Here is a 23145-nt window from a genome sequence, read left to right on the forward strand (position 1 = left end):
AAATTTAATATAACAGAATAATGTGCGAAGAAATAGTCTTCCTGTAAGGCATCCCTTATGGGGTAGGTTTCATTTCTTTGGAAAAATATTTCCAAAATAGGGATAATTCATTCTCATTGGCTGGTTTTCGTTCTTGGGAATCTTTTTTCATGTAACGCACCTCAGATTCGATTTTGGTTTGAAAACCGGCGAGTATTCGTCCTGGTATTTGATTCAGATTCCGTTCCGAGTTTACGATACTATAGATACTATTCTTAAGTTTTACGAAGTTTGGAAGAGGAACATCCGGTAAATTGCACCGGGATGGAATATGAAATTAAACGCATTTACGAAAATAAAGAACAGCATCCTATACCCCGGAATCTTCCTCTTCGCATTGGTTACATTTCCTATTCCTGGGACCATGGATTTACAGGCGCAATTATGGTTTCCACCCGGTAGACAATATATGCAGCCCCCGGATCCGTTTACCTATGACGCGGGGATTAACAAATACAATAACAACTATTATTTTTATATCGCTCCGACTCTAAACTTAAATTTCGGCGGGGATTTCGGAATGTCTCTTACCGTGCCCGCAAACTTTCTAATCTACCAGACTCCGCCGGCCGACCCGAATCAAAAAATAGGAAGCATTCGTAAAATCGATTATGATCAAAAGAGCGAGTATCTGAGGTTCATTAATAATATATGGTACGGAACTTTCGGCGTATACAAGCCGGGAGAGACGACCTTTTCGATCTATGCTGGAAGAATTTACGACGGGTATGTCGGTCACGGAACGATCGTTAATAGGTATGTGAATAACCAGAGGATCGATAATTACAATGTGGGAGTAATGTCCGATATCAACTCCGATTTCGGCGGGGTCCAAGTATTTACCAATTCCATTTATTCCCACGAAGTCGGAGCCGGAAGGGTATACGTTCGTCCGCTCGCTGTAGCGTTCAAGCTGTTTGACATCCTTACAGGCAGGTCTCAATTGTTTTCGATGTTACCCGTGGGCCAAGGCAATGTTGCGGATGAGGCGGGACGTCGAAAAGTCTACGAGGATGCGGGAGTCGATTCGGAAGATAGAGAGAAGTATAGAGCCTTAGTTGAGGACGAAAAGACAAAAGAGAAGAAAGAAGAAATGATTCCGATCGATAAAAAACCGGAAACTCCGCAGCAAAGGATGAAAGAGTTTTTTAATCAGGATAATTTTGCGAATCGATTCGCAATCGGTTATACGACCGCATTTGATACCAAGGCTCCTACCCAGCTTTCCTTCGATACGACGGGCCGTTTAAGATTGGATGCGAATAATAACCCCCTAGTCCAGTACACGGACCGGTTAACGATAACCGGAATGGACGCCGAATATAAACTTTTGAGTTCTAAGTATGTGGAACTCACTCCATACTACGATATCAATACGATTAAAAATTTAAATAATGCGAAAGGTACTCATTACGGGACCGTCCTTCGACTCGGCGGGAAAGATATTTATTTAAAAGTCAAACCGGAATATAGAAATATGGATTCGAATTATATTCCAATGTACTTTGACAGCTTTTACGAATTGGAAAGATTCCAATCGAACGTCGCCACTAATATCCCCGAAACGAAATTACAGGCGGCTAAGCTCGTCGATCCCAACGGACCTCGCTTAAAAGGAACGTTTACTTCCATCATTTTAGCTTTTTACAGAATGTCAATCGAGACGAACTTGGAACGTTATAACGGTCCGAATCACTCTCGAGTCTTTGTGGGAGTATATCTTCCGATCGGCAGCTTATTCATGGTATCAGGATATTATACTAAGAAGAACTTCACTCAAAACAGCGATGCGTTTAAGATTGATAATAATGCGGTGGGGGCGATCGAGGTTGCTTTGAATTTGGGTGTCGTAACGATTCGAGTGCAGGATGTACGACGTTGGGTGTACAATAGCACTTCCAACACGTTTACCGCTCAAGATGAGCAGAAAATTCTATTTTCTAATTCCCTTACTTTTTAAAACAAACTCCCATTGAGCCAGTAGAAAGGCCAATGCTTGCTCGCTCCGAAGTATGGCGGAAGATACGTTAAGCGGAGATGCTCCTAATTCCCGAAATCTTTTCATTTCCTTTGCGCTCCATCCGGGTTCAGGTCCGAGTAGAAAACCGGCATTTGAAATGTTCTTCTCGCTGGATAATAGGAAATCGAGTCTCTTGCCTTTACGATCTAAGTAGAATAGTGAACCGGAGAATTCTCGAAGTTCTTCCTGAAATTGTCCGGTATATAGGGTCTTTTCGTTCCCTCTAGGCCGGGAAAATCCGAGAGAAACCGACGGTTCGAAGACATTCCATCCTTGCTCCATTCCAAGTCTTAGCGCCTCGCGCAAATTCTCGGATTTCCAAACGGGGGAGGTAAGGTATTCGTTGCGAGAGAGATTCGTCGTATGAAATTTGATCGTCTCGATTCCCCAAGTTCCGGCTAAGTGAAGAATTTTTTCGACGGTGGGCGGTCTTTGAACGGCGGAAAATAATGACAGTGAAGGCGATCGTCTTTTCGGAACGAGGAGTTTCGTATACCTGCCAAGAATATATTGCTGATCTATATGAATGAGTTTGAACTTTCCTAATGACTCGTTCAGAAATCCGGCCTTAATCGAATCGGAAGGGTTCTTCTTTAAGACATTCTTAATATGGTTGATTCGTACCGGATCAGTGACTTTATATTTCTTATCTTCCGTTTCATCTTCGCGAGATAAGAGCAGTATATTCATAATTAAATTTCATACTGAGGCCGCTCTTCCTCTCGATGCTCATCAGGTACGGACGGGTCAGGGGCTTGAGGCTCGGATTCTTCCAAACCGGGTGGGGCGGTCTGCTCTTGAAAAATGATTCTTTCCTGCGTAAAAAAGCAAGCTCTTGCAATCCCGATTAAAATGAGCGCGATTAGTAAGTTTCGAGCAAATCGTTGACCGAAGCTTTTCGTTACGGTATAACGAGGCGGCGCTTGCTGATAAGTTTCGCGTGGAGCATTCGGAGACTGCCATCCGAAGGATTCGTTCCTACGAGGTAAGACTTTTTCTTTTGCCTTTCTCAGTAGTTCCTCTAAGAAAAGAAAAAATCCTCGCATCGAGCGAGGATTGCTATTTTCTTCCGATCCCAATTCATACCGACCGCCCACAAGGGAGGCCTTATCGTCCGGATCAAATATGAAGGAATGGTAGCACCGAGGACACCGAACCGTCAACTTTCCCAGATTAACCGGGATTCGTAGTTCGGTTCGGCATGACGAACAGGGAACAATATATCTCACTTAGTATTTCAGTGATTCCTTAAGTGTATCAACGTTCTCTCTATAATTTTCGTTCCCTAACTGATCGTTATAATCGAAAATTTTAGTGAAAAGGCGATCAAAGTCGTCTAGATGTTTTACGTAGAATTGTTTTTTAAAAGCGTTCCTGAGCGGGTGAGTTTTGGTATTTTCTACGCTGGTCAGAATGTATTTTCCAACACCTTTTTCTCCGGGAGTTTCTCCGCGCCCGTATTCAGGATAACCGTTCTTTTGGAAATAAATCTCAACCTTTTCATTATGAGCCGGTTGACTATTCGGTCCGCGATCGATGATTTCTGAAACTACCTTATCTTCGATGAGGAAGTTATTTCTATAAACTTTGCTGATGAGCTTAGCGATATTTCTTGGAGGTTCCATGCGTGGATCCGGATCGTTGCTGTTTTGGCCGTCGAAATAGATTTCGACAAATTTCGCCAAACCGCCTTGCACAAGTTTTCCTTGTCCACGCTCGTCATCCTTAATGAAATCGTAAACTTCTACGCGAATGCAGTTGTTTGCCGGATCTTCTTGGTTAACGGTCGGAACACATTCGTCGCCGTTTCCTTTTCCCTTAAAAAGAACGGTGCGGAAAGGGAGGATTCGAACCTTCATCTTCATTAGAACCGTATGACGGGTAAGTCTTTGGTTCAGCTCGAAGAGGCGCTCATCTAAGCCTTTCTCAGTGTCTAGGATTGCTGCTCCTGCTTGGAGATCATCCTTCTTTTGGCCTTGTTGGTTCTGTTGTTGGGCATCCAATAGGCCGGTTACTGCCAAAATGGCGAGGCAAAATGCGATTTTGCGTTTCATTGTCCCCTATTCCTTGGTACTTTTAATAAGCGGATTTGAACTTCTCGGTTTTCCGAAAAATCCCTGTATATAGTATCGGAAAAATAGACTCCAGATTGAATCTAAGATTTACATTTTCGCGAGTTAAAACGTTTATTTTCCAGTTTTTGAACTAATTTCCAGATACAGTTCATACGGTGGGGGAACCGGCTTCAATCCTTTTTCAATCAAACTGGAACTCCAACGCCGTTCCGTAAAATCGCAGAAATCTCTTAAGTCTCTTCCCGATTTACCCTCCAGCCTTTCCGATATCAGAATTTTTTCATTTTCGGTGAGGTGAATCGCATAATTCCCCAAAATAGCGGCTCTTTCGGTCAAATTGGGAAGAGGGAAGTAGACGGATCGGTCAAATCGAGAAACTAAAGCACGGTCTAAGTCCTGTTTACGGTTGGTTGCCCCTAAAGTGACCGATTTTTGTCCTCCTTCGAATCCATCTAATTTCCTTAATAGGACCGAAAGTATGTTTCTGGTGGCTTCAAATAGTCCGTCGTCTCGAGATCCGGCCAAGGAATCAATTTCATCTAAGAACAGGAGGCAGGAGGGGAATAAAGCCGCAGCGTCGAAAACGTAGGCCATATTTTGAGCGCTTTCTCCATAATATTTGCTTAAAATTGATTCTACCGGAACATATATTAACGGGATGCCAGTCATGCAAGAGACTACCTTTGCCATAGTCGTCTTGCCGACGCCGGGTTCTCCCTCCAACAAAATCGCTCTCGGCTTTGTGCGACCCGGAAATTTCCTCGTCAATTTTGCGACTTCTTCAAAGGTTTCCGGTGATTTCAAAGGGAGGATAATGGATTCTAAAATTTGCTGTTTAACATCGGCATATCCTGCGACTGCGTCGAATGTAAACCAGTCCCCTTTTTTTTTGGCTTCTTCGGGATCATAAACTTCGATACCGAGTCGGAGTAAAAGTTCCTTGGGGTTTTGAACGGATTCCTTTTTGGATTGCCTCAGATACCGAAATAAATCGATCGCCGCAAAAACTTCTTCCCTCGTAAAATCGCCTTTCTTGGTGATCTCTACCCGATTATGAGTTCTGCCCGAGTAAAAACGAAATTTTGCATTATCGAGCAGATTCTTAGTTTCAAAGATATTTTCGTTTAGCGCTTGAAGGCAATAGTATCCGGGTTCGAAAGTATGAATTCTCAGATTTTCGATATGGTTTTTTACGATTTGCAGGCAGTCTAAAAGCTGGGATTTATCGATAGGAGGGGTAGGGAATTCTATCTTTACGTCCTTTTTATCGGGTGTAAAGGAGGGAAGTTCATTCTCCGGAACGCCTGAGGAAAGTAATTCTCGTAGCAAAAGTTCCTTTGCCCTGCTAAAATCCAAATGGCCGGCGGGGGTTCCTTTGTTTGAGCTTGAATCTTCTGATTTCATAAGTTCTCCGGAAGAATTTATCTTGTAATATCCTTCGGTACTGTCGAAGAAAATAGAAAGACCCCTTGGAGGCAATCCCTTATGGGTGAAGGATCCCTTTCTCAAGACGATATTGACGCACTTTTAACCGGCGGCGGTGGAGGGGGCGGTGCGGCTCCAGCAGGCGGCGGGTCTGCCGATTTTAACCTGAGCGGGGAGCTCGATTCACTTTTGGGCGGCGATGCAGGCGGCGGAAGTTCCGGTGGGGGCGGTAGCGGTGCACCTTCCTTTGCGGATATTGCCGCGGCACTTGGACCTTCTTCGACTCCCGCTCCGCCTAAGCAGACATCTAGGACGTCTTCTTCGACTTCCAATACGGCGAATTTAAATCTACTCCTTGACGTAAATATTGCATTAACCGTCGAACTGGGTCGTACTAACATGTACATTAAAGATGTCTTGGCATTGAGCGAAGGTGCGGTTGTTGAATTGGACAGCGCCGTCGGCGAGGATTTGGATATTTTAGCCAACGGTAAATTGGTAGGAAAAGGAAAACTAGTCGTGCTAGACGATTATTATGGAATTAGAATTACGGAGATTGTCAATCCGGATAGGAGATTGATGTAATCTTATTCAAGCGATCGGAACCCCGGGAGAAAATCCGAGGTTCCGAAGAATTTCTATGCTTTGGATTCTCCGCCTAAGACCGCTTTCATTACCGATTTGAAATTGGAAAGGTTTAATGGCAGAACGAGATCAGTTCCTTCTTGTCCTAATTTCTCTATCTCTTTAATAAATCGTTGAGCAATTCTCAACTTTACGGCTTCTTTTCCACCGGTAGTCTTGATCGAGGATGCTAAGAGAGTAATACCTTTTGCAGTAGCTTCCGCTATCGATTCGATTTCCGTAGCTAAGCCTTCCGCTTCGTTAATGCGTTTCTGCTTTTCTCCTTCGGATTTGTTGATCGCTTCCTCTTTCACGCCCAGAGATCGATTGATCCTAGAATCACGATCGCCTTCCGACAGGGAGATTTGCGCCTTCTTAGTGATCTGAGCTTTTTTCTCCCTTTCCATCGCTTCTATAATTGATTTCGGGGGGGTAATGTTCACGATTTCATATCGATTGACTCGCACTCCCCAAGGTTCGGCCGCTTGATCTAAGACTTCTAAGATTTTACTGTTAATCACTTCGCGGGTCTCGAACGTTGTATCCATATCCATGGTACCGATAATCGCGCGCATTGTCGTTTGTACGAGTTGCGTAACGGCAAATCGGTAATCGTCGATTCCATAGCTGGCCCTTTGAGGATCCAGGACTCTTAAATAAAGAATTCCATCCATCTCGACCTTAACGTTATCTTTGGTGATACAGGTTTGAGGAGGAACATCGATGGCCTGCTCCTTCAGAGTATGATAGTATGAATCCTCGTCTATGAACGGAATCAGAATATGAAATCCCGCATGAAGGGTTCTATTATATCGACCTAATCTTTCTACGATAATGCATTCTTGAGCGGAGACGATGCGAATGGATCGATATATTTTATATGCAAGATAAAGAGTAAACGCGAACCAAAAAATTCCCGTAAACGCGTATTTAAAGCCACTTAATTCCATACTCGTTTTTACTCCTTGATCTCGGCGATGTTCGGTAATTTGTTCGTCACTTTGGAGACGCCTTCAAAAAAGCTTACTACACCCGCTATCTCGGTAGGCAGAACGGTCGTTTTGGCCTTTTGCAGGATCTCACCTAACCCGGTGAGATAATCTTCGGTAATTTGTAAATTGACGGCTTCCGGACCGCCGTCTTTTCCGATGGCGTTCGCGATTAGCTGGATTCCTTTCGCCTTTGCAGTCGCGATTAGTTCTATTTCTTGAGCCTTTCCTTCGGCCTCGTTTACTTTCTTAATTTTCTCGCCTTCGGAAAGATTGATCGCTTCTTGGCGCTCTCCCATAGACCGGTTGATACGGCCTAATTTTTCCCCTTCGGAAATTGTGATTTCGGCCCGTTTAACTCGTTCCGCTTTTACCTGTTCCTCCATTTCATGCAAAATTTCTTTTGGGGGAGAAATATTTTTAATTTCATATCGAGTCACCTTGATTCCCCACGGATCGGTGGCTTCGTCCAAAGCCCGGACGACGTTTGCATTGATATCGTCGCGCTCCGAAAAGGTATGATCTAAAACCAGTTTTCCTATTTCGGAACGGAGAGTGGTCTGAGCCAATTGGACTGTCGCATTTTGAAAATTTTCGATTTCGTACGAGGCTTTATAAGGATCGACTAGCTTAAGATATAAGATTCCATCCACGAGAATGGAAACGTTATCTTTGGTAATGCAAGTTTGAGGAGGGATATCCATGGCGATCTCTTTTAAATTCTGCCGGTATCGAACCTGGTCGATAAGTGGAATTAGAAAATGAAATCCGGCAGGAAGAGCTCCCCGAAATACTCCCAATCTTTCCACTAAAAAACTATAGTTCTGAGGAACGATGATAAACGTTTTTCGGACTATATAGATGACCGCGATAAAAATTAAGGTAAAGTAAAACATTTCGTTTCCCAAACCTCCCTTTCTGCTTAAATTTTAAAAATGCGATTAAGACTCGTCGGGTAAATCGACGGGTTTAACGATAAAGGTCAAATTTTCCCTTTCGATAATCTCAGCTTTGCGTCCCGAGGGAATCCGTTTGGTTTTACTCACGGCATCCCATTCTGTGCCTTGGAATAAAATTCTTCCACCCTTTCTTTCCACCAAAATATCTTTTATTACGGGAACGATTCTGCCGGGGCCGTCTTCAGGATTTAAGACGGCGCGCTCGCTATTAGAAGGGAAAAATCTACGAAGAGCCGCGCCTCCGAGTAAAATTAAGAAACCCGAGCAGCCTGCCCATAACCCGGCTTGGATCCATATATTGAATTCAAAAAAATAGGAAAGAGAACCTACCATGACCGCAGAAATTCCCAAAAATACGACGAAGGTTCCCGGTATGAATAACTCGGCAACCATTAAGAAAAGGCCTACGCCGATCCAAAGGTAGCTAATCGTATGTCCATCTTGTAGAAAGTTCATCATTCGATCTCGGTAACGGGAAAATTCTACTTCCAAAATCCATTCCCTTTCACTACGCTAGCGGGAAAACGATGAAAAGAATCGCGATTCGCCTCGGAATCGGACTATCGGTCCTGTTTCTGGGATTACAGTTCGTCCCAGTAGAATTCCCGTCAGGGAAGAATGCTAAGGAAATCCAAACGGAAGAAAGCGTCAAAAAGATTTTTCGCAGATCCTGCTACGATTGCCATTCGGATTTAGTGAAATGGCCATGGTATTCGAGAATATTTCCCGTTTCACTCTACCTGATACGTCATGTAGATGAAGGGAAGGACGAACTCAATTTTTCCGAATGGGAAGATTTAAAACCCTCCGAAAAAGCCGATCTCGCCGAGAAAATTTTAGAGGAGATAGAAGAAGGAGAAATGCCTCTTTGGGACTATAAAATTTTACATCCGGAAGCCAAACTGGACCAGGAAGATATGGAAACTGTTCGTGATTGGTTACAAACATATGCGGAGAAGTGAGAACACTCGTGCAAGATAAAGCAAATCAGAAAGGAAAACTTTGGGGAGGCAGATTTAAAGAGAAAGCCTCTTCCATTATGGAGCGGATCGGTGAATCCATTTCTTTCGATCAAAAATTATTTAAGGAAGACCTGCAGGGAAGTCGCGCTCATGCAAAGATGCTGGAAAAGATCGGCATCTTAACCTCTAAGGAATTGGAAGCGATTGTAGACGGACTCGGTATCATCGAAGCGGAAATAGAATCCGGCTCGTTCGAATTTCGCACGGATTTAGAAGACATCCATATGCATGTGGAAAATCGTCTGACCGAGCTAAAGGGAGAGGTCGGCAAAAAACTTCATACTGCCAGATCTCGAAACGATCAGGTCGCTCAAGACGTAAGACTTTATATTCGCGGTCGGATTCAGGATATCCAAGCGGGATTAGATTCTTTATTAGAGGCACTTTATACTTTAGCCGAGGCGAACGTAGGCACGATTATCCCTGGATACACGCATCTGCAAGTTGCACAACCGATTCGGGCCTCCCAATTTATCCTGGCGTATTTTTGGATGTTTAAACGAGATCGTGATTTTTTCCAGTTCGTTCGATCCACGAATGACGAATTGGTTTTAGGTTCCGGAGCTATGGCTGGGGTAAATTATTCCAACGATCGAGAATTTTTGGCAGCCGAATTGGAACTGTCAAAAATTTCTCCGAACTCGATGGATGCGGTTAGCGGTAGAGATCATCTTTTACAATTTTTGTTTGCAAGCACTCAATGCATGATTCACGCTTCTCGGTTTTGTGAGGACTTAATTCTTTATGCTTCTCAAGAATTCGGTTTGATAAAGCTACCCGACGCGTTAACTACGGGCTCGTCCATTATGCCTCAGAAAAAGAATCCGGATATCGCAGAATTGATACGAGGGAAGGCAGCAAGAGTCATCGGAAATTTAAATCATATGGTTGTACTCTTAAAAGGTCTACCGCTCACATACAATCGGGATTTACAGGAAGATAAGCTACCTTTGTTCGATACCGTGGACACTCTCTTGATCAGTCTGGAAGGATTAGAAGCCATGGTTCGGGAAATGAAGTTTCGCCCGGAGAGAGGGGAACGTTCCTTGAAAGAGGGTTTTGCAACTGCGACGGATTTGGCAGATTTTCTTGTAGGAGAGAAAGGCGTGCCATTTCGGACGGCTCATGAACTTGTCGGAAAACTCGTATCGGAATGCAGTGAAAGAGGGGAGACCCTTTTTACGATTTCGGAAGATATTCGGACCTCGATTTCTTCTTACTTTAAAGGGGAAGAATATTCTAATGCCGTTTCTTTGGAATTATCGGCAGATAAAAAGAACAGTTACGGTGGGACAGCTAAGGCTCGTCAAATCGAGCAGTTAAAAATTGCACTGGATTGCTTAAAATCTTTACCAAGGATGGAAAAATGAATCGTCTCTTAATACTATCGTTACTAAGCTTCATCGTAATCGGAGCCTGCAAAAATAATCCGTATTCGGAGCAGAAATATCGACCGGAGCCGTATACTTTAATGCAGGTAACGGTTCATCGCTTAGACCAAAACTATCTGGGACTTCCCGACAAACCCGGGATTTATGCGGTGATACAAACGACTCAGGGCGATTTAGTCGCCGAACTTTTCGACAAGGACGCTCCTAAGACGGTGCAAAACTTTATCGATTTGGCCCAGGGTGAAAAAGAATTTACGGCCAGAAACGGTCAGAAGCAAAAGAAACCGTTTTACGACGGACTTACGTTTCATCGAGTGATCGAAGGTTTTATGGTTCAGGGCGGATGTCCCAACGGAGACGGAACCGGAGGGCCGGGTTACAGATTTGAAGATGAAATCAATGCAAAATCTCTAGGTTTGGATAAACAGAGAGTCGGGCAGGTTCCATATTATACCGGGCAGTTACAAAGAGTCGTAATTCAGGAAATGGGGATCAAGAGCATGAGGGAATTCGAAGACAAGAAGGAAGAGTTTGAAAAGAACTTCGAGCAGGCTAAGAATCTCTCAGTCATGGAAGTGCTGTATCGTCTCGGCTATCGGTACAATGAGGTCGTAAATAGCCATCGAGCCATTAAAGGAGCGCTTGCGATGGCAAACGCGGGACCGAACACAAACGGTTCTCAATTTTTCATCAATCAGGTCGACACGCCGCACCTAGATGGCCTGCATACGGTTTTTGGTCAGATCGTTCGAGGAGCCGAGGTTGTGGATAAAATCGTGGCTTCCGGGAACTCAAAATCCATCATTCGGCGTATCTTGATCGTCGACAGGAGAACTGTGAATCCATGAGTTCCGACGGGAATAAGAGAACTTATTTCCTAATCGCAAAGGAGATCGGTACTTCCTCAGGAGCCGGGGGGACGGCCAAGGTTTTAGAGGCCTTGGCGGCGTTGGATTTGGATGAAAAGGAAGAGGAATCGATTCTTATCGACGCCAAATCGGAGGGAGAATCATCTTTAGACTTTGTGAAGATTCTCAAAATTTTTCGAGTCGTTCGGAAGATTCGGGAATCAGTTAGTCAGGCTTATGAAGAGGCGATGACCCGATATAGCAAAGTAAATTCAATGACCGGCAAAAGACGTCCGACAGAAGACGAAGCCAAACTTAAGCAGACTCTGATGGATTATATTCTCAAAATTGAGGGTACATTCGAGAGGAACGACTTGGCGGACGAATCGCTGATCAAGGAATTACATAAATTTTTTGAAAGTTTGGATTCTGCGGATAAACTGTCCGAAGAGAATATTTCCAGTTTGTACATCTCACCGAAGACGGCGTCGCTCATCTCGCCGCTGCTGGAAAGAATGCAGGAATGCTACGAAGAATACGGAAAGATTCGACCTATCCTAAAAAGGCTGATCCGAATCGCGGATTATATCATCGAAGACGCCGGTCCAAACTCCTAACGGAAGACGTTTCTCCCCTTTAATTTCATAGTAAACCAGGGTTTTTTGGAAGGATTTCTTCCGATTTTGCCGAAAGATTGTACGAGGAACCTTTAAATAGGTTTCCAACCGAGTCGGTATGTTTATCTCTCGGTTGATTTTGAAAGGTACTGGGATGAATCTCGTTCGGATTTGCATAATACTACTATTTTTAGCCTATCAAACGATAAACGCATATCCGAAGAGGGACGCAAGGGGAGAGGTCTCCGAAAATTATGTTCGGCAACAGGGAATCGTTGATCTAAAGCTCCCAAAGATGCAATACCGTGAAAACGAGCCGGTGAAAGCGTTACTCTCGGTAAGAAATACCGGAAACGAGGTGCTTCGAATTTTTCCCTACGGTAGGGATCTACGTTCCTTCCAAGTGATCGTAAGAGACGAAGACGGTAGAACTGTATCGAAAATCGAAGAGGAACCGAAGGTGGATTCCGTGCTTCGTCGACGAAATAGGGTGGAGAATTTAGTTGGAGACGAGGTAAAGGAAATCATTCTGCACAAGGATGAAACCTTTTCAAAGGAAATCCGGTTAGATCAACTTTACGAATTGGAAGCCGGAAAAAAGTATTTTGTGACCGCTTACTTCTACCCAAATATATCCGAGTATAGGGATCATTTTGTGCGATCCCAAAACCATCCGTATTTTTCCGTGGAAGAAAGGCGAAAGGATTGGATTTTGCCGGGGGTTCCTTATCAGGATCCGGTCATCGACGGTTTAGAACCGGAAGAAGTAATTCATCTGTTCCTAGGCGCCGAAAAGAAAGGAAATTGGAAATTGCATTTTAAATGGATTCATTTCCCGGAGTATGTTCAGGCTTATGATCGTTATTCCCGGGATTGGGCGCAAGCCGAGGAATCCGAAAAGGACTTCATCCTGGAAGAATTTAGAAAATTCCTGACGGAAAACCGCGCTGGTGTGCTACAATATTATAAAATTCTCAGTGTGGATAAAATAAACTCTAACTTGGCGAAAGTAAGAGTCGCCGTGGAACGTAGATTGAATAAAGTCCAGGTACGTTACGAATACGAGTTTACACTTCGAAGGGTTCCGGAAGAAACCGGGGCCTTTTGGAAGGTTGCCAATCTTTTAGCAAAGGTACGGAAATGACCGAAATTCTATCGCAAGATGAAATCGATGCTCTACTTAACGCCATATCTAGCGGAGAAGTTAGCGAAGACGAGTATTCCTCAGTAGGTGAACAGAAGAAGGTTAAAATCTACGATTTCAAGCGACCGGATAAGTTCTCAAAAGACCAAATCCGTACCTTGCAGATGATGCACGAAACCTTTGCGCGATTGGCAACGACCGGCTTATCGGCACAGCTACGAGCACTCGTCCATGTGCACGTGGCAGCGGTCGACCAGTTGACCTACGAGGAATTCATCCGGTCTATCCCGAATCCTACGACTCTAGCCGTCATTAATATGGATCCATTACGAGGATCCGCGATTTTAGAAATCGATCCCTCCATTTCGTTTACGATTATCGACCGTCTCTTCGGGGGCAAGGGTGAGACTGCAAAGATCTCCCGGGAACTTTCCGAAATCGAGATGAGTGTAATGGAAGGGATTATCGTTCGAATCCTGGGAAACATGAGAGAAGCTTGGTCGACTGTGATCGATCTTCGACCTCGATTGGGAAACATAGAAACGAATCCGCAGTTTGCCCAGGTGGTTCCGCCCAACGACATGGTGGTCTTAATCAATTTGGAGACCAAAATCGGGGAAGTAGAAGGGTTAACCAACCTTTGTATTCCTTATATCACGATCGAGCCGATCATTAATAAACTTTCGGCGCAGTATTGGTATTCTTCGATCCGAAAGGGTGAGCTGGATGAAAACAGATCGATTATTCAAGAGCGACTGGATCAGGTTCAGATTCCTGTGATAGCGGAAGTCGGGTCCGTTGATATTTCGATTTTGGATTTTATGAACTTAACGGTTGGAGACGTGGTTAAGCTGGAAAATACCACGACTCGTGCCGATATGCTCGTGAAAGTAGGAGAGAGAAAAAAATTCAAATGTCTGCCGGGTCGAGTCGGAAATCGACTTGCGATCCAAATCGGAGATAGGGTGGAAGATATTCCGGACGAATTACTCGGATCTACGCGTTCCGAACAGGAATATTAAAAAAAAGGCGGGATGTGTTAACCCGCCTTTTTGCTTTTAGTTGAAAGAAAAACTTATCAATCGATAAGAATCACTTTTTCCAATGAATGCACTCGCCTGGGCATTCATCCATTTCTTTCTGAACGATTTTCCATTCCTCTTCCGGAATCGGAGCTTGGTTAATCTGATCTCCACCGATGTGAGTTTCAGAAGTATCGTTATCGTCCATTTGAAAATATTTCGGAAGGTTATCCGCACACTGATTACAGGAGGTGCAGTTATCCTTGTCCACATAGGCTATTTTAGTCTGTGCCATAGGCTAGGTTCTCCTCAAAAGTTTCCTGACTGCTAGCGGAAAACGGGTTCTTAAGCTACAGTTTCGATACTGGGCTGGGAGAGCAACCCCTTTCCACTCGAATTCTCCGACTATGATAAGTTTTCCTGAAAAGCCGAACCTCGCCAAAATGGAATAGTTACAATCTTCGTATGAAAGGAGTATTCCGGTTCGGAGAGCAGAGCAGGGCCTTGATAAATGCTTCTTGCTTAAAGAAGCCGAATCCGTCAGAGATGCAAATCGACCTTCGAAATTTCATGGGAAAGACCGAGAGAAGGCCAAAAATGGACCGTTCGGAACTTTCTAATAGCTACCGGAATTTGCCCGGAAAAATGTGGACGGAAATTTATTTCATATGTATTCTTCCCGGAAAGCAATTTCCCAAGGGAGAAATAGAACTACATGAAACGTATTACTATCGTTTTAGTACTTATTGTGACGGCGATGTTGGCGGATTGTCGCAAAGCCAAGGAAGATTTGCAGGGTGGGGTGATCACATTCGCAAAAGGAACCGTTAAATTATTCGACAAAGTTGGAAAGGAGAAGCCGGGAGCGGTGAATTCCTTTTTACTACCGGAAGATCGCATCGAAACCGGTAAAGATTCGTATGCCGACCTTCAGCTTGCCGACGGAGTCGTAATTCGGATTAAGGAAAACACCGTTCTTGCAATGAAGAAGATCTTCGTGGATTCCAAAAACGGAGAAATCTTTGCCGATCTCAATCTGAATAAAGGAAAAATCTTTTCGAAAGTCACAACCAAATTGGGAAAAACCAGCCAATTCAACGTCTCTACACCGACTGTCGTAGCTTCCGTACGCGGAACGGATTTCCAAGTAGAGGATAATGGTAAGACTGCAAATACATTGGTGTCCAACGGATCCGTTTCGGTGACCGACGCGGACGATCCTAACAAACAAGTCGTCGCGGATGCCGGTAAAAAAATCAGCTCCGACGGAAAAGAACTCACCGAGGGTGAACTTTCCGATGCCGAGCGTCAAGAGTTAGAAAATGATTCCGCTACGATCCAATCGGTTACGGAAGAGCAGAGAGCCAAAATCCAAGAAATTTTAAAAGATTTCCAAGAAAATAAAGCTCTAATACTCCAAGGATTGGAAGATCAAAAGCAAAGAAATAAAGATCTGATCGAAGGCGCGAAAGAAGAAAATCGCAAACTTTTAGAAGATACTAAAAATGCCGGTAAAGAAGAAAGAGAAGCAATACGCAAATCCGGTGCCGAAGAAAAGGAAAAAGTAAAATCATCGATGGATGATGCTAAGAAAGATTTGGAGAACCAACGCAAGTCTCTAAAAGAACAAGCGCTTCCAAAATAAATAACGGACTCGCTTGGGAACGGACGTCAGGAAGCAATTTTTGTCTTCCTGACGTTTTTCTTTTAGATCAAGCATTGAATTATGATTCTTCCTTTTCTTTCAATTTGAAGTAGAGAATCGTCGTAGTCAAAAACAGGGTAAATGCATTTGCCAGAATAATCGGCAAATCTTCACGGATGATTCCGTAAGCCAGCCAGAGACCGACGCCAACGGATAAAACGATATACATGTTTCGCGAGATATCTCTAGTTTTTCTTTCTAAGACCACCTTAACTACCTGCGGAACGAAAGATATCGTCGTTAGAATAGAGGCGAGATAGCCGATCCAACTTCCCGGTTCCATAGTTCTCTAGTTGCCTTCTAAACGATATTCTCTAGTGACGACGGTTTTAATTCCGCCTCGTAGATTATAATCGCCTTTTACACGCACGAATTTCGGTTCCACTGATTTTACTAAATCCTCTAGGATTCGATTTACAACGTTTTCATGAAAAATTCCGAGATTTCTGAACGCTAAAATATATTCCTTTAGCGACTTCAATTCGATGCAGCGATCTCGAGGGACGTAACTGATTTCGATGGTTCCAAAATCGGGCAACCCGGTTTTAGGGCAAACCGCGGTGAACTCGGGTATGGTAAAATCGATTGTGTAATCCTTCCCTTCGTACACATTGGCGAAAGATTCTATCTCGGGAAGTTTCAGGGTGGGAATATGATCCTGCCTTCCGTCGTAGGAAGATGCTCCTGTTTCTTGCTGTCGGTCGTCCATTCGTCCTCCTCCGAAACCAGAGTTTTCCGGAGCTTCTCCCTGTGAATCCTTTTACTAAGCCGGTTCTCCGGATGGCGGAACTCTCTCGCAATGAACCAACGTAAAGTCATAGGCGTCGTCGATTTTGGCGGTCAGTACGCTCATTTAATCGCTTCCAGGATCCGAAGATTGGGAGCGTATTCGGAAATTCTTTCGGATGATGAATCCGAAGAAACGTATCAGGGACTTGCCGGATTAATTCTTTCCGGCGGCCCGGAAAGCGTTTATGAAGATGGATCACCCTCCATATCGGCTCGGGTCTTCGATTTAGACATTCCGGTTTTAGGTATTTGTTACGGCCATCAATTGATGATGAAACTTTTGGGGGGAGAAGTAAAAAAGGCGGGTATCGCAGAATACGGCCAAGCTTCCTTGGATCTAGTTCCCCAAAATGGATCCGAACTCCTAAAAGGTTATGCCGGCGGAGAAGTGGTTTGGATGAGCCATGGCGACGAAGTCGTTCGCTTACCGAACGGATTTCAAGTCACGGCTTCCTCCCTGGATTGCAAATTTGCGGTAGTCGAGAATCTCTCTGCAAGGAAATTCGGAATTCAATTTCATCCGGAAGTCACTCATACTGAAAAAGGAAACGAACTCCTAAAAAATTTCATTAAGATATGCGGCGCTGAAAATACTTGGGATCTAACTCAGTATCTTTCTTTAAAGGAAGAGGAACTGGGCAAAACGGTTCCTTCCGATAAAAAAGTCTTTTTACTCGTCTCCGGAGGAGTCGATTCCACCGTTTCCTATTTATTGCTCACCAAGGCATTGGGGAAAGATAGGGTTAAGGGAGTTTTAATAGACACCGGATTTATGCGGAAAGACGAAGTTAGGCATCTGGAGGAAAATTTAGGTTCCCAAGGTATTCATCTCCATATACACGATGCGTCGGATCTTTTTTATTCCAATTTAAAAGGAAAAACCGATCCGGAGGAAAAGAGAAAAATCGTGGGAAACTTATTCCTGCAAGCCCAGGAAGATTGCGCGAAAGAACTGGGTCTGAATTCCGATGAATGGCTACTCGGACAAGGAACAATCTATCCGGACACGATTGAAAGCGGCGGAACAAAGCATTCTCATACTATTAAGACGCATCATAATCGAGTCGAAGCGATTCAGAAATTAATGGAAGAGGGTAAGGTAGTCGAACCGATTAAGGATCTGTATAAAGACGAGGTTCGGGAGTTAGGCACCTATCTCGGCCTTCCGAAGCAATGGACCTTACGCCATCCTTTTCCTGGTCCCGGCTTAGTCGTTAGGATGATTTCGCAAAAACAAGATACAAGCGAACTAGTCCAAAACGAACTCGAGACTATTCTAAAAGAATTTCCGGGAGTTTCCGGGAAACTTCTACCCGTCGCTTCGGTAGGGGTAAAAGGGGACAGACGCTCGTACGCGCATTGCGCGGTTCTTTCGGGGCATAAAAATTGGGACGACTGGAATAAAATTTCTACCCATATCACGAATCGGAGTTCTTCCGTGAATCGAGTCGTCCTCTTGGTGGCTCCGAGTAAAGTCTCCGTGAAGGATTTGAATTTTCCGTTTCAGCGACTCGACCTGGATCAAGAAAATTCCGACCTATTACGTGAAGCGGATGCGATTGTCGAAAATGTCTTACAAGAACGGAAAATTTACGGAGACATTTGGCAAATGCCCGTCGTCTTACTTCCTATCGGTAATTCTCCGGAAGAAAGAAGTATCGTTCTGCGACCTGTGAACTCACAGGAAGCGATGACTGCGAGTTTCTTTCCTTTGCAGCCGGAAGTTTTAGGTGAGCTAGAAAAAAGTCTCCTATCGATTTCTAAGATCCGGTATGTGTTCTTTGATTTAACGAACAAGCCGCCGGGGACGATCGAGTGGGAATAACCTAATCCGTAGATTTCTATTGACACCTTACCCCTTGACGAAAACATACCTCATAACGGCGTCGTGGCCAAGTGGTAAGGCATGGCTCTGCAAAAGCTTGATCCCCGGTTCGAATCCGGGCGACGCCTGGCTGCTTGGGAACAAAACGCCTAGTTCTCTTGCCTGGATGGTGGAATCGGTAGACACCCAGGACTTAAAATCCTGTGAGTTCACGCTCGTGCGGGTTCAAGTCCCGCTCCAGGTACCATTTTGAAAATTCAGCTCACAGCTTGAAATCGCATAGATCGCCGAAATCTAAAGCGGGTAAATCCATAGGTTTTGCAGGATCATACCCCATCCAATAAATCTTAAAATCTCGAAAGAAAACTCCATCCGGGAATCTCGGAGACGGTTGCAGTAGCGACGTTTCCTTCCAAGTGAACTTATTCCAACCTTGCGTTAATTTCATCGTATTAGTCGCTAAATCGTTTTGCGAGTGAGACCAGTATAGCTGGTCTTCGTCGAAAGACTCGCGACCGACTACGATAATTTTGATTTCTTTAGGAGGATTGGAAGCTTCCGGTCGGATATAGATACCAATTTGAAACGGCTCCTTTCGAAGCGCCGGAGGATTCGGAAATCGGTGCGTTAGGCATCCTTCAATTTGAGCGGGAATACTTCCCCAATTACTTGGAACCGTTACCGCCTTGTCTAAGCGATTCGTCCGTTCCTTTACCGCTATACGAAACGGCAAAATTCGGTCTTCCAACTGTTTGGCATAGACCGGATCAGTAGACTTGACCTGTCGTGAATATGCCAACTCGGTCGGTGTTCGGAGCCGGAATGTCCAGAAAACTAGATTGAGTAAAAAAGGAATCAATAGCACAATTCCAGTGAATTTAACCGAAGCGAGGGATTTTTTCCCCTGTTGTCCAAATAGTATTCCTGCAAGCGCATAAAAGGGAAGTACAACTTCGTCATCCAACAGATAGCATTGAAAAAAGCCCGCGACCCATAAAGATCCGACGCCGATCACGGAAGGTCCTGTTTCGTCGGGGTCGGAGATACCGATCCGTCGAAACAGAAAAAAGAAAAACAAGACAAGGAACAACGCGCTTGCCCATCCACCGATGATGGAAAATTGGAGCAGGTCATTATGCGCATGAACGTTAGGCGTAATTTCCAACTCGTACCAAAGTTGCTCCTGCCGGGAAATCGTATTCTCCGAAATTTTCTTATGTGAGGATTTGAATTTACCGCCTCCGACTCCTAAAAACGGAGTAAGTTGTAAAAGCGGGATGCTATTTTTATAGATCCAATATCTTTGGTTTTCCGGGGTTTGCACCTGCAGCGTTTGGGAAACGGTTCTCTGCAAAAGCCAATTTTGTTCGTATAAGAATTTGATTCCGGTTCCTAATACCGTTAGCAACAGAACAGTCGCCAAGATCCCTTTTAGAAAACCCTTTCCCGTTAAATGGCATTTCGTTTCTAGAACGAATCGCAATAAAATAAAGAGGCAGACGAAAGCAACTCCTAACCAAGCTGACTTGCTTTGGTTCAATAAAAATATCCAGCAAGAAATTAAAAACGTACCGCTAAACAGTAAGAATCGGGAAAGAGATCGGCTTCTTATGGATTCCCAAAAATTCGCGAATATCCCCGGTAGATAAAGAGAGAGGAGGCCTCCGTACGTTAAATGAGTGTTCATCAAACCTATCGGTAAATAAGTCTGCAGTCCAAAGAGAAGACCTGCGGGATGTTGTCTGCGATCTCCGGGGGCGTTTTGAAATCCGTTGGAAATAAATTTCCCTAAACGATATTCGCTGAAAATGGAAACGAAACCGGACACCAAAAGTAGTACAAGGGACGACCATAGAAAGCCCCTCAAAAGTTTTGCATTATCCTTATTCGAGGCATGGACAGCTCCGATGGGAAATAAGAAACTTAACCAAAAGTCGCCGGCTTCGGATTCTCTCGTAAAGCTTCTCCAGAAACGAGCGTATTCTTCTATATGAATCAATGAAGATAAGAAAACTAGAAAATAGGCGATCAGTATGAAGGACCAAGGAACTAGAAACGGTCGAATTTTTTGCCAATGACTAGGTCCGGAAAGTAGAAAGAAAAAGATGGATAGCCCGGCGAAAACTTGAGAGATAGAGACTGATAATGGAAACGCGGATAAAAATAGAAGGAAAGAATAGAAAGACCCACGCACGGCGATAGAAGTTAGGTTCTGAAATCCTGAATGTCGATTCTGAGAAGCGGGTACTTTCATACGAACGAACGGAAAAACCGCCGGTTATTTCCTGTCGGATTTCCATAAAAAACCGCTGACAAGGGAAGAAAAGCTCTTATCCTGGAATCCCGATCGAATTCTTTGGTAGGATTTGATCCTTATATCCATGTCTGAAAAATCGCTAGAATCCGCTAAAGGCTCTCACAAAAAAAAGAAAGGATCGATTTCGAGCGTTTCTTCCTCCTCGGTCCAACGATTCGCGAAAAAATTATCCGTGGCGGTGATCACGTATAACGAAGAAAGGAATATTGCCGATTGTATTCGCTCTTGCCGAGATATTGCGGAGGAAATCGTTATTCTAGATTCGGATAGCACCGATAAAACGGAGGAAATCTGCCGGTCTTTTCCCGAAGTAAAATTCTTTTCCCAAAAATTCAGAGGGCATGTGCAGCAAAAAAACGATGCCATCTCCTTATGTAAGAACGAATGGATACTATCACTCGACGCAGATGAAAGACTTAGCGAAGAATTGAAACAATCTCTTCGGAATTTTCTGAATATTCCAGACGATGGATCTTTAGACGGGCTCAAAACCGCTAGGCTTACGTATCATATGGGAAGATTCATTCGTTTTTCGGGATGGTATCCACAGACGAAATTCAGGATTTTCCGAAAATCCAAAGCTCGGTGGGCGGGCGAAAATCCTCACGACTATCTCGTCGTCGAAGGAAAAGGAATCAAAGTCGAAGGGGATATCCTTCATTATAGTTTCAGGGATCTGGCTCAACAAGTTGATACCATAAATAAGTTTTCTTCGATCGTGGCTTGGACCAGGGCCAGAAAAGGAAGACATTTTTCCTTACTTCGGACAATATACAAACCTTTCGGAAAGTTCCTTGAAATTTATTTTTTTAAATTAGGGATACTGGATGGGTTTCCCGGTTTTGCGATAGCGATCTCTTCCGCGTATTCGACCTTCTTAAAAGAAGCAAAAATATACGAATTGGGGAAGAAGCTTATTCAGAGACCTTCCAATCTTCGGGAAGATTACGAAGGTTAAGATGGCGAAAAAAAAGAAAAGATCCTCCTTTTGGGAGAGGTTCGCTTTCTGGAGAAAATCGGATCGAAGTAAAGCCGAGCAAGAGGAACCTTCGGTTCGTGATAGTCGCGGATATACTTGGGAATTGAAAGATCTACGGGAAAAAGTGGACCGTTTTTTTCTCACTAGAAAGAAATCGAGCGGTCCTATTTTTGAATCGCCGAACTTAAGGCTGACTAAGAATAATCGACATCTCTTTCGCCTTGAAGGAAAGGAAAAATCCGGTAGAGAATATTCGTTGGTTTTAGCGACTGGAAATTATTTAACCGAGCAGAACGGAAAGGTTACCGGAGTCGTTTTTTTGACGGAAACGGAGTTGAATCGACTTCTATCCTCCGATCCAAAAAGCTTAAAAGGAATCCTCTCGGGAATTCAGGAACCAAATTGGGAAGAAGAATCTTGGGCGGTTTTGCAGGAAGAGCCTGAATTAAAAAAATCATCGGATTCCTGGAAGGAAATTCTAAACTGGGAACCGATCTGGAGCCAACAGGTAATTATCAATCTTAGGCCGAATGTTCTTGCGGTGCTTTTGATTTTTCTAGGAAAAGAATTCGAAGAATTCTTTCACAAAAATTCGGCGGGACGAGTTCGCGAAATGGTTTCTAAGGAATTGTATTTTTTGAACGTAAGCGGAAATAGAAATTCTCCCCATTCGGAGAATGTATCTTTATACGAATTCGATTTAGCTAAGAAGGAATTGGAATCCGTTTTGGTTCGAATTCGGTCCAAAAGAGAGAAATGATTATGGATCTGAAAGAAATAGCGGCAAGACAAATCGAAGCTTCCATTGCTACGAAGCAAGCCATCCTGAATTCGCTTTTACCCGACATCGTTAAGGCTGGACAAATCGTATCCGAAGTTCTGCAAAAGGGAAATACGGTTTTATTTTGCGGAAATGGCGGATCCTCTTGTGACGCTTCGCATATTGCGGCGGAACTAGTGGTTAGATACAAATCAGGTAACGAGCGCAAAGCATTGCCGGCTCTATCTTTATCCGCCGATTCCGCAGTCCTAACTGCTTGTGGAAACGATTATGGATACGAGGAGATTTTTTCCCGACAAGTTGCGGCATTCGGAAAGAAAGGCGATTTACTCGTCGGGATTTCTACCAGCGGAAATTCCAAGAATGTGATTGCAGCGATCGAAAAGGCAAAATCTTTAAGTTTGAAAACGATCGGCTTTTTAGGCGGAGATGGGGGGAAAATGAAAAATATGAGCGATTTGGATTTAATCGTTCCGAGCAAAGAGACTGCTCGTATTCAGGAATCCCATATTTTAATCGGTCATATTCTTTGTTCGATCGTAGAATATGAACTCTTTAAAATGGAATAGGGTTT

At 44.0% G+C, this 23145-nt stretch carries 24 protein-coding genes and 2 tRNA genes; 15 read left to right on the top strand and 11 right to left on the bottom strand.

All coding sequences use genetic code 11. The features are described 5' to 3' along the window. Positions 1-310 precede the first annotated feature (310 nt). Positions 311-1999, top strand: a complete 1689-nt coding sequence (impL63, locus tag LEP1GSC058_RS05510; protein WP_016548523.1) for a cytoplasmic membrane protein ImpL63 — start codon at positions 311-313, stop codon at positions 1997-1999. Here impL63 and LEP1GSC058_RS05515 read toward each other — a convergent pair. The 4 genes from LEP1GSC058_RS05515 to LEP1GSC058_RS05530 form a co-directional block, all read right to left on the bottom strand. Next, positions 1973-2749, bottom strand: a complete 777-nt coding sequence (locus tag LEP1GSC058_RS05515) for an RsmE family RNA methyltransferase (protein WP_016548533.1) — start codon at positions 2747-2749, stop codon at positions 1973-1975. The two genes, impL63 and LEP1GSC058_RS05515, sit on opposite strands and share 27 nt — an antisense overlap. Before the next feature lie 2 nt (positions 2750-2751). Then, on the bottom strand, positions 2752-3156 hold the full coding sequence (locus tag LEP1GSC058_RS05520; protein ID WP_016548415.1) for a hypothetical protein: 405 nt from the start codon (positions 3154-3156) through the stop codon (positions 2752-2754). A 132-nt stretch (positions 3157-3288) separates the two neighbouring features. Further along, positions 3289-4113: a flagellar-coiling protein FcpB gene (fcpB, locus tag LEP1GSC058_RS05525; RefSeq protein WP_016548308.1), complete on the bottom strand. Its 825-nt coding sequence runs from the start codon at positions 4111-4113 to the stop codon at positions 3289-3291. Positions 4114-4245: 132 nt separating this feature from the next. After that, on the bottom strand, positions 4246-5538 hold the full coding sequence (locus tag LEP1GSC058_RS05530; RefSeq protein ID WP_016548372.1) for an AAA family ATPase: 1293 nt from the start codon (positions 5536-5538) through the stop codon (positions 4246-4248). An 81-nt stretch (positions 5539-5619) separates the two neighbouring features. On the opposite strand from LEP1GSC058_RS05530, the gene fliN reads away from it, so the two are divergent. Beyond that, a complete protein-coding gene (gene fliN, locus LEP1GSC058_RS05535) occupies positions 5620-6144 on the top strand; it encodes a flagellar motor switch protein FliN (RefSeq protein ID WP_016548479.1) in 525 nt (174 codons plus the stop codon). Positions 6145-6197: 53 nt separating this feature from the next. Here the strand turns inward: fliN and LEP1GSC058_RS05540 are convergent, their stop codons facing one another. The 3 genes from LEP1GSC058_RS05540 to LEP1GSC058_RS05550 are packed head-to-tail and all read right to left on the bottom strand — an operon-like array spanning position 6198 to position 8590. After that, positions 6198-7133, bottom strand: a complete 936-nt coding sequence (locus LEP1GSC058_RS05540) for an SPFH domain-containing protein (RefSeq protein ID WP_016548609.1) — start codon at positions 7131-7133, stop codon at positions 6198-6200. Between the two features lie 8 nt (positions 7134-7141). Next, the gene (locus LEP1GSC058_RS05545; RefSeq protein ID WP_016548329.1) at positions 7142-8068 is read right to left on the bottom strand and encodes an SPFH domain-containing protein; all 927 of its coding nucleotides are present in this window, start codon (positions 8066-8068) and stop codon (positions 7142-7144) included. Between the two features lie 45 nt (positions 8069-8113). Next, positions 8114-8590, bottom strand: coding sequence for an NfeD family protein (locus LEP1GSC058_RS05550; protein ID WP_039948102.1), 477 nt, complete (start codon positions 8588-8590; stop codon positions 8114-8116). A gap of 68 nt (positions 8591-8658) precedes the next feature. Here LEP1GSC058_RS05550 and LEP1GSC058_RS05555 point away from each other — a divergent pair, with 68 nt between their 5' ends. The 6 genes from LEP1GSC058_RS05555 (at position 8659) to fliM (ending at position 14175) form a co-directional block, all read left to right on the top strand. Then, entirely contained in the window at positions 8659-9093 is a 435-nt protein-coding gene (locus LEP1GSC058_RS05555; RefSeq protein WP_016548531.1) for a heme-binding domain-containing protein, read from the top strand. A gap of 8 nt (positions 9094-9101) precedes the next feature. Next, positions 9102-10523: an argininosuccinate lyase gene (gene argH, locus LEP1GSC058_RS05560; RefSeq protein WP_016548646.1), complete on the top strand. Its 1422-nt coding sequence runs from the start codon at positions 9102-9104 to the stop codon at positions 10521-10523. After that, positions 10520-11392, top strand: coding sequence for a peptidylprolyl isomerase (locus tag LEP1GSC058_RS05565; protein WP_016548315.1), 873 nt, complete (start codon positions 10520-10522; stop codon positions 11390-11392). Before argH ends, LEP1GSC058_RS05565 begins: the two co-directional genes overlap by 4 nt. Continuing rightward, on the top strand, positions 11389-12009 hold the full coding sequence (locus tag LEP1GSC058_RS05570) for a hypothetical protein (RefSeq protein ID WP_016548645.1): 621 nt from the start codon (positions 11389-11391) through the stop codon (positions 12007-12009). Before LEP1GSC058_RS05565 ends, LEP1GSC058_RS05570 begins: the two co-directional genes overlap by 4 nt. Before the next feature lie 154 nt (positions 12010-12163). Beyond that, positions 12164-13153, top strand: a complete 990-nt coding sequence (locus tag LEP1GSC058_RS05575; protein WP_016548596.1) for a hypothetical protein — start codon at positions 12164-12166, stop codon at positions 13151-13153. Continuing rightward, on the top strand, positions 13150-14175 hold the full coding sequence (fliM, locus tag LEP1GSC058_RS05580; RefSeq protein ID WP_010569908.1) for a flagellar motor switch protein FliM: 1026 nt from the start codon (positions 13150-13152) through the stop codon (positions 14173-14175). The genes LEP1GSC058_RS05575 and fliM overlap by 4 nt, the downstream gene beginning before the upstream one ends. Positions 14176-14245: 70 nt before the next feature. On the opposite strand, the gene LEP1GSC058_RS05585 is transcribed toward fliM, so the two are convergent. Continuing rightward, entirely contained in the window at positions 14246-14470 is a 225-nt protein-coding gene (locus LEP1GSC058_RS05585) for a ferredoxin (RefSeq protein WP_010569907.1), read from the bottom strand. Between the two features lie 420 nt (positions 14471-14890). On the opposite strand from LEP1GSC058_RS05585, the gene lsa33 reads away from it, so the two are divergent. Further along, the gene (lsa33, locus tag LEP1GSC058_RS05590) at positions 14891-15820 is read left to right on the top strand and encodes a surface adhesin Lsa33 (protein ID WP_016548587.1); all 930 of its coding nucleotides are present in this window, start codon (positions 14891-14893) and stop codon (positions 15818-15820) included. 79 nt (positions 15821-15899) lie between these two features. Here the strand turns inward: lsa33 and LEP1GSC058_RS05595 are convergent, their stop codons facing one another. Continuing rightward, a complete protein-coding gene (locus LEP1GSC058_RS05595; RefSeq protein WP_016548721.1) occupies positions 15900-16163 on the bottom strand; it encodes a SemiSWEET transporter in 264 nt (87 codons plus the stop codon). Positions 16164-16169: 6 nt separating this feature from the next. Continuing rightward, a complete protein-coding gene (queF, locus tag LEP1GSC058_RS05600) occupies positions 16170-16589 on the bottom strand; it encodes a preQ(1) synthase (protein ID WP_010569903.1) in 420 nt (139 codons plus the stop codon). Positions 16590-16679: 90 nt separating this feature from the next. On the opposite strand from queF, the gene guaA reads away from it, so the two are divergent. From guaA to LEP1GSC058_RS05615, 3 genes are all read left to right on the top strand, one after another. Then, positions 16680-18494 carry a glutamine-hydrolyzing GMP synthase gene (guaA, locus tag LEP1GSC058_RS05605; protein ID WP_016548425.1) on the top strand — a complete coding sequence of 605 codons (1815 nt, stop codon included), beginning with the start codon at positions 16680-16682 and terminating at the stop codon, positions 18492-18494. Between the two features lie 57 nt (positions 18495-18551). Further along, positions 18552-18622, top strand: a tRNA-Cys gene (locus LEP1GSC058_RS05610). A gap of 32 nt (positions 18623-18654) precedes the next feature. Beyond that, positions 18655-18741, top strand: a tRNA-Leu gene (locus LEP1GSC058_RS05615). 15 nt (positions 18742-18756) lie between these two features. Here the strand turns inward: LEP1GSC058_RS05615 and LEP1GSC058_RS05620 are convergent. Further along, positions 18757-20748, bottom strand: coding sequence for an O-antigen ligase family protein (locus LEP1GSC058_RS05620; protein ID WP_016548703.1), 1992 nt, complete (start codon positions 20746-20748; stop codon positions 18757-18759). A gap of 127 nt (positions 20749-20875) precedes the next feature. On the opposite strand from LEP1GSC058_RS05620, the gene LEP1GSC058_RS05625 reads away from it, so the two are divergent. The 3 genes from LEP1GSC058_RS05625 to gmhA are packed head-to-tail and all read left to right on the top strand — an operon-like array spanning position 20876 to position 23140. Next, positions 20876-21769: a glycosyltransferase family 2 protein gene (locus LEP1GSC058_RS05625; RefSeq protein ID WP_016548344.1), complete on the top strand. Its 894-nt coding sequence runs from the start codon at positions 20876-20878 to the stop codon at positions 21767-21769. A gap of 1 nt (position 21770) precedes the next feature. After that, positions 21771-22550, top strand: a complete 780-nt coding sequence (locus LEP1GSC058_RS05630; RefSeq protein WP_016548443.1) for an LBBP_01157 family protein — start codon at positions 21771-21773, stop codon at positions 22548-22550. Positions 22551-22552: 2 nt separating this feature from the next. After that, on the top strand, positions 22553-23140 hold the full coding sequence (gene gmhA, locus LEP1GSC058_RS05635; protein WP_016548604.1) for a D-sedoheptulose 7-phosphate isomerase: 588 nt from the start codon (positions 22553-22555) through the stop codon (positions 23138-23140). Positions 23141-23145 lie beyond the last annotated feature (5 nt).

Origin of the sequence: Leptospira fainei serovar Hurstbridge str. BUT 6 (assembly GCF_000306235.2) — a bacterium.
GTDB classification, from domain to species: domain Bacteria; phylum Spirochaetota; class Leptospiria; order Leptospirales; family Leptospiraceae; genus Leptospira_B; species Leptospira_B fainei.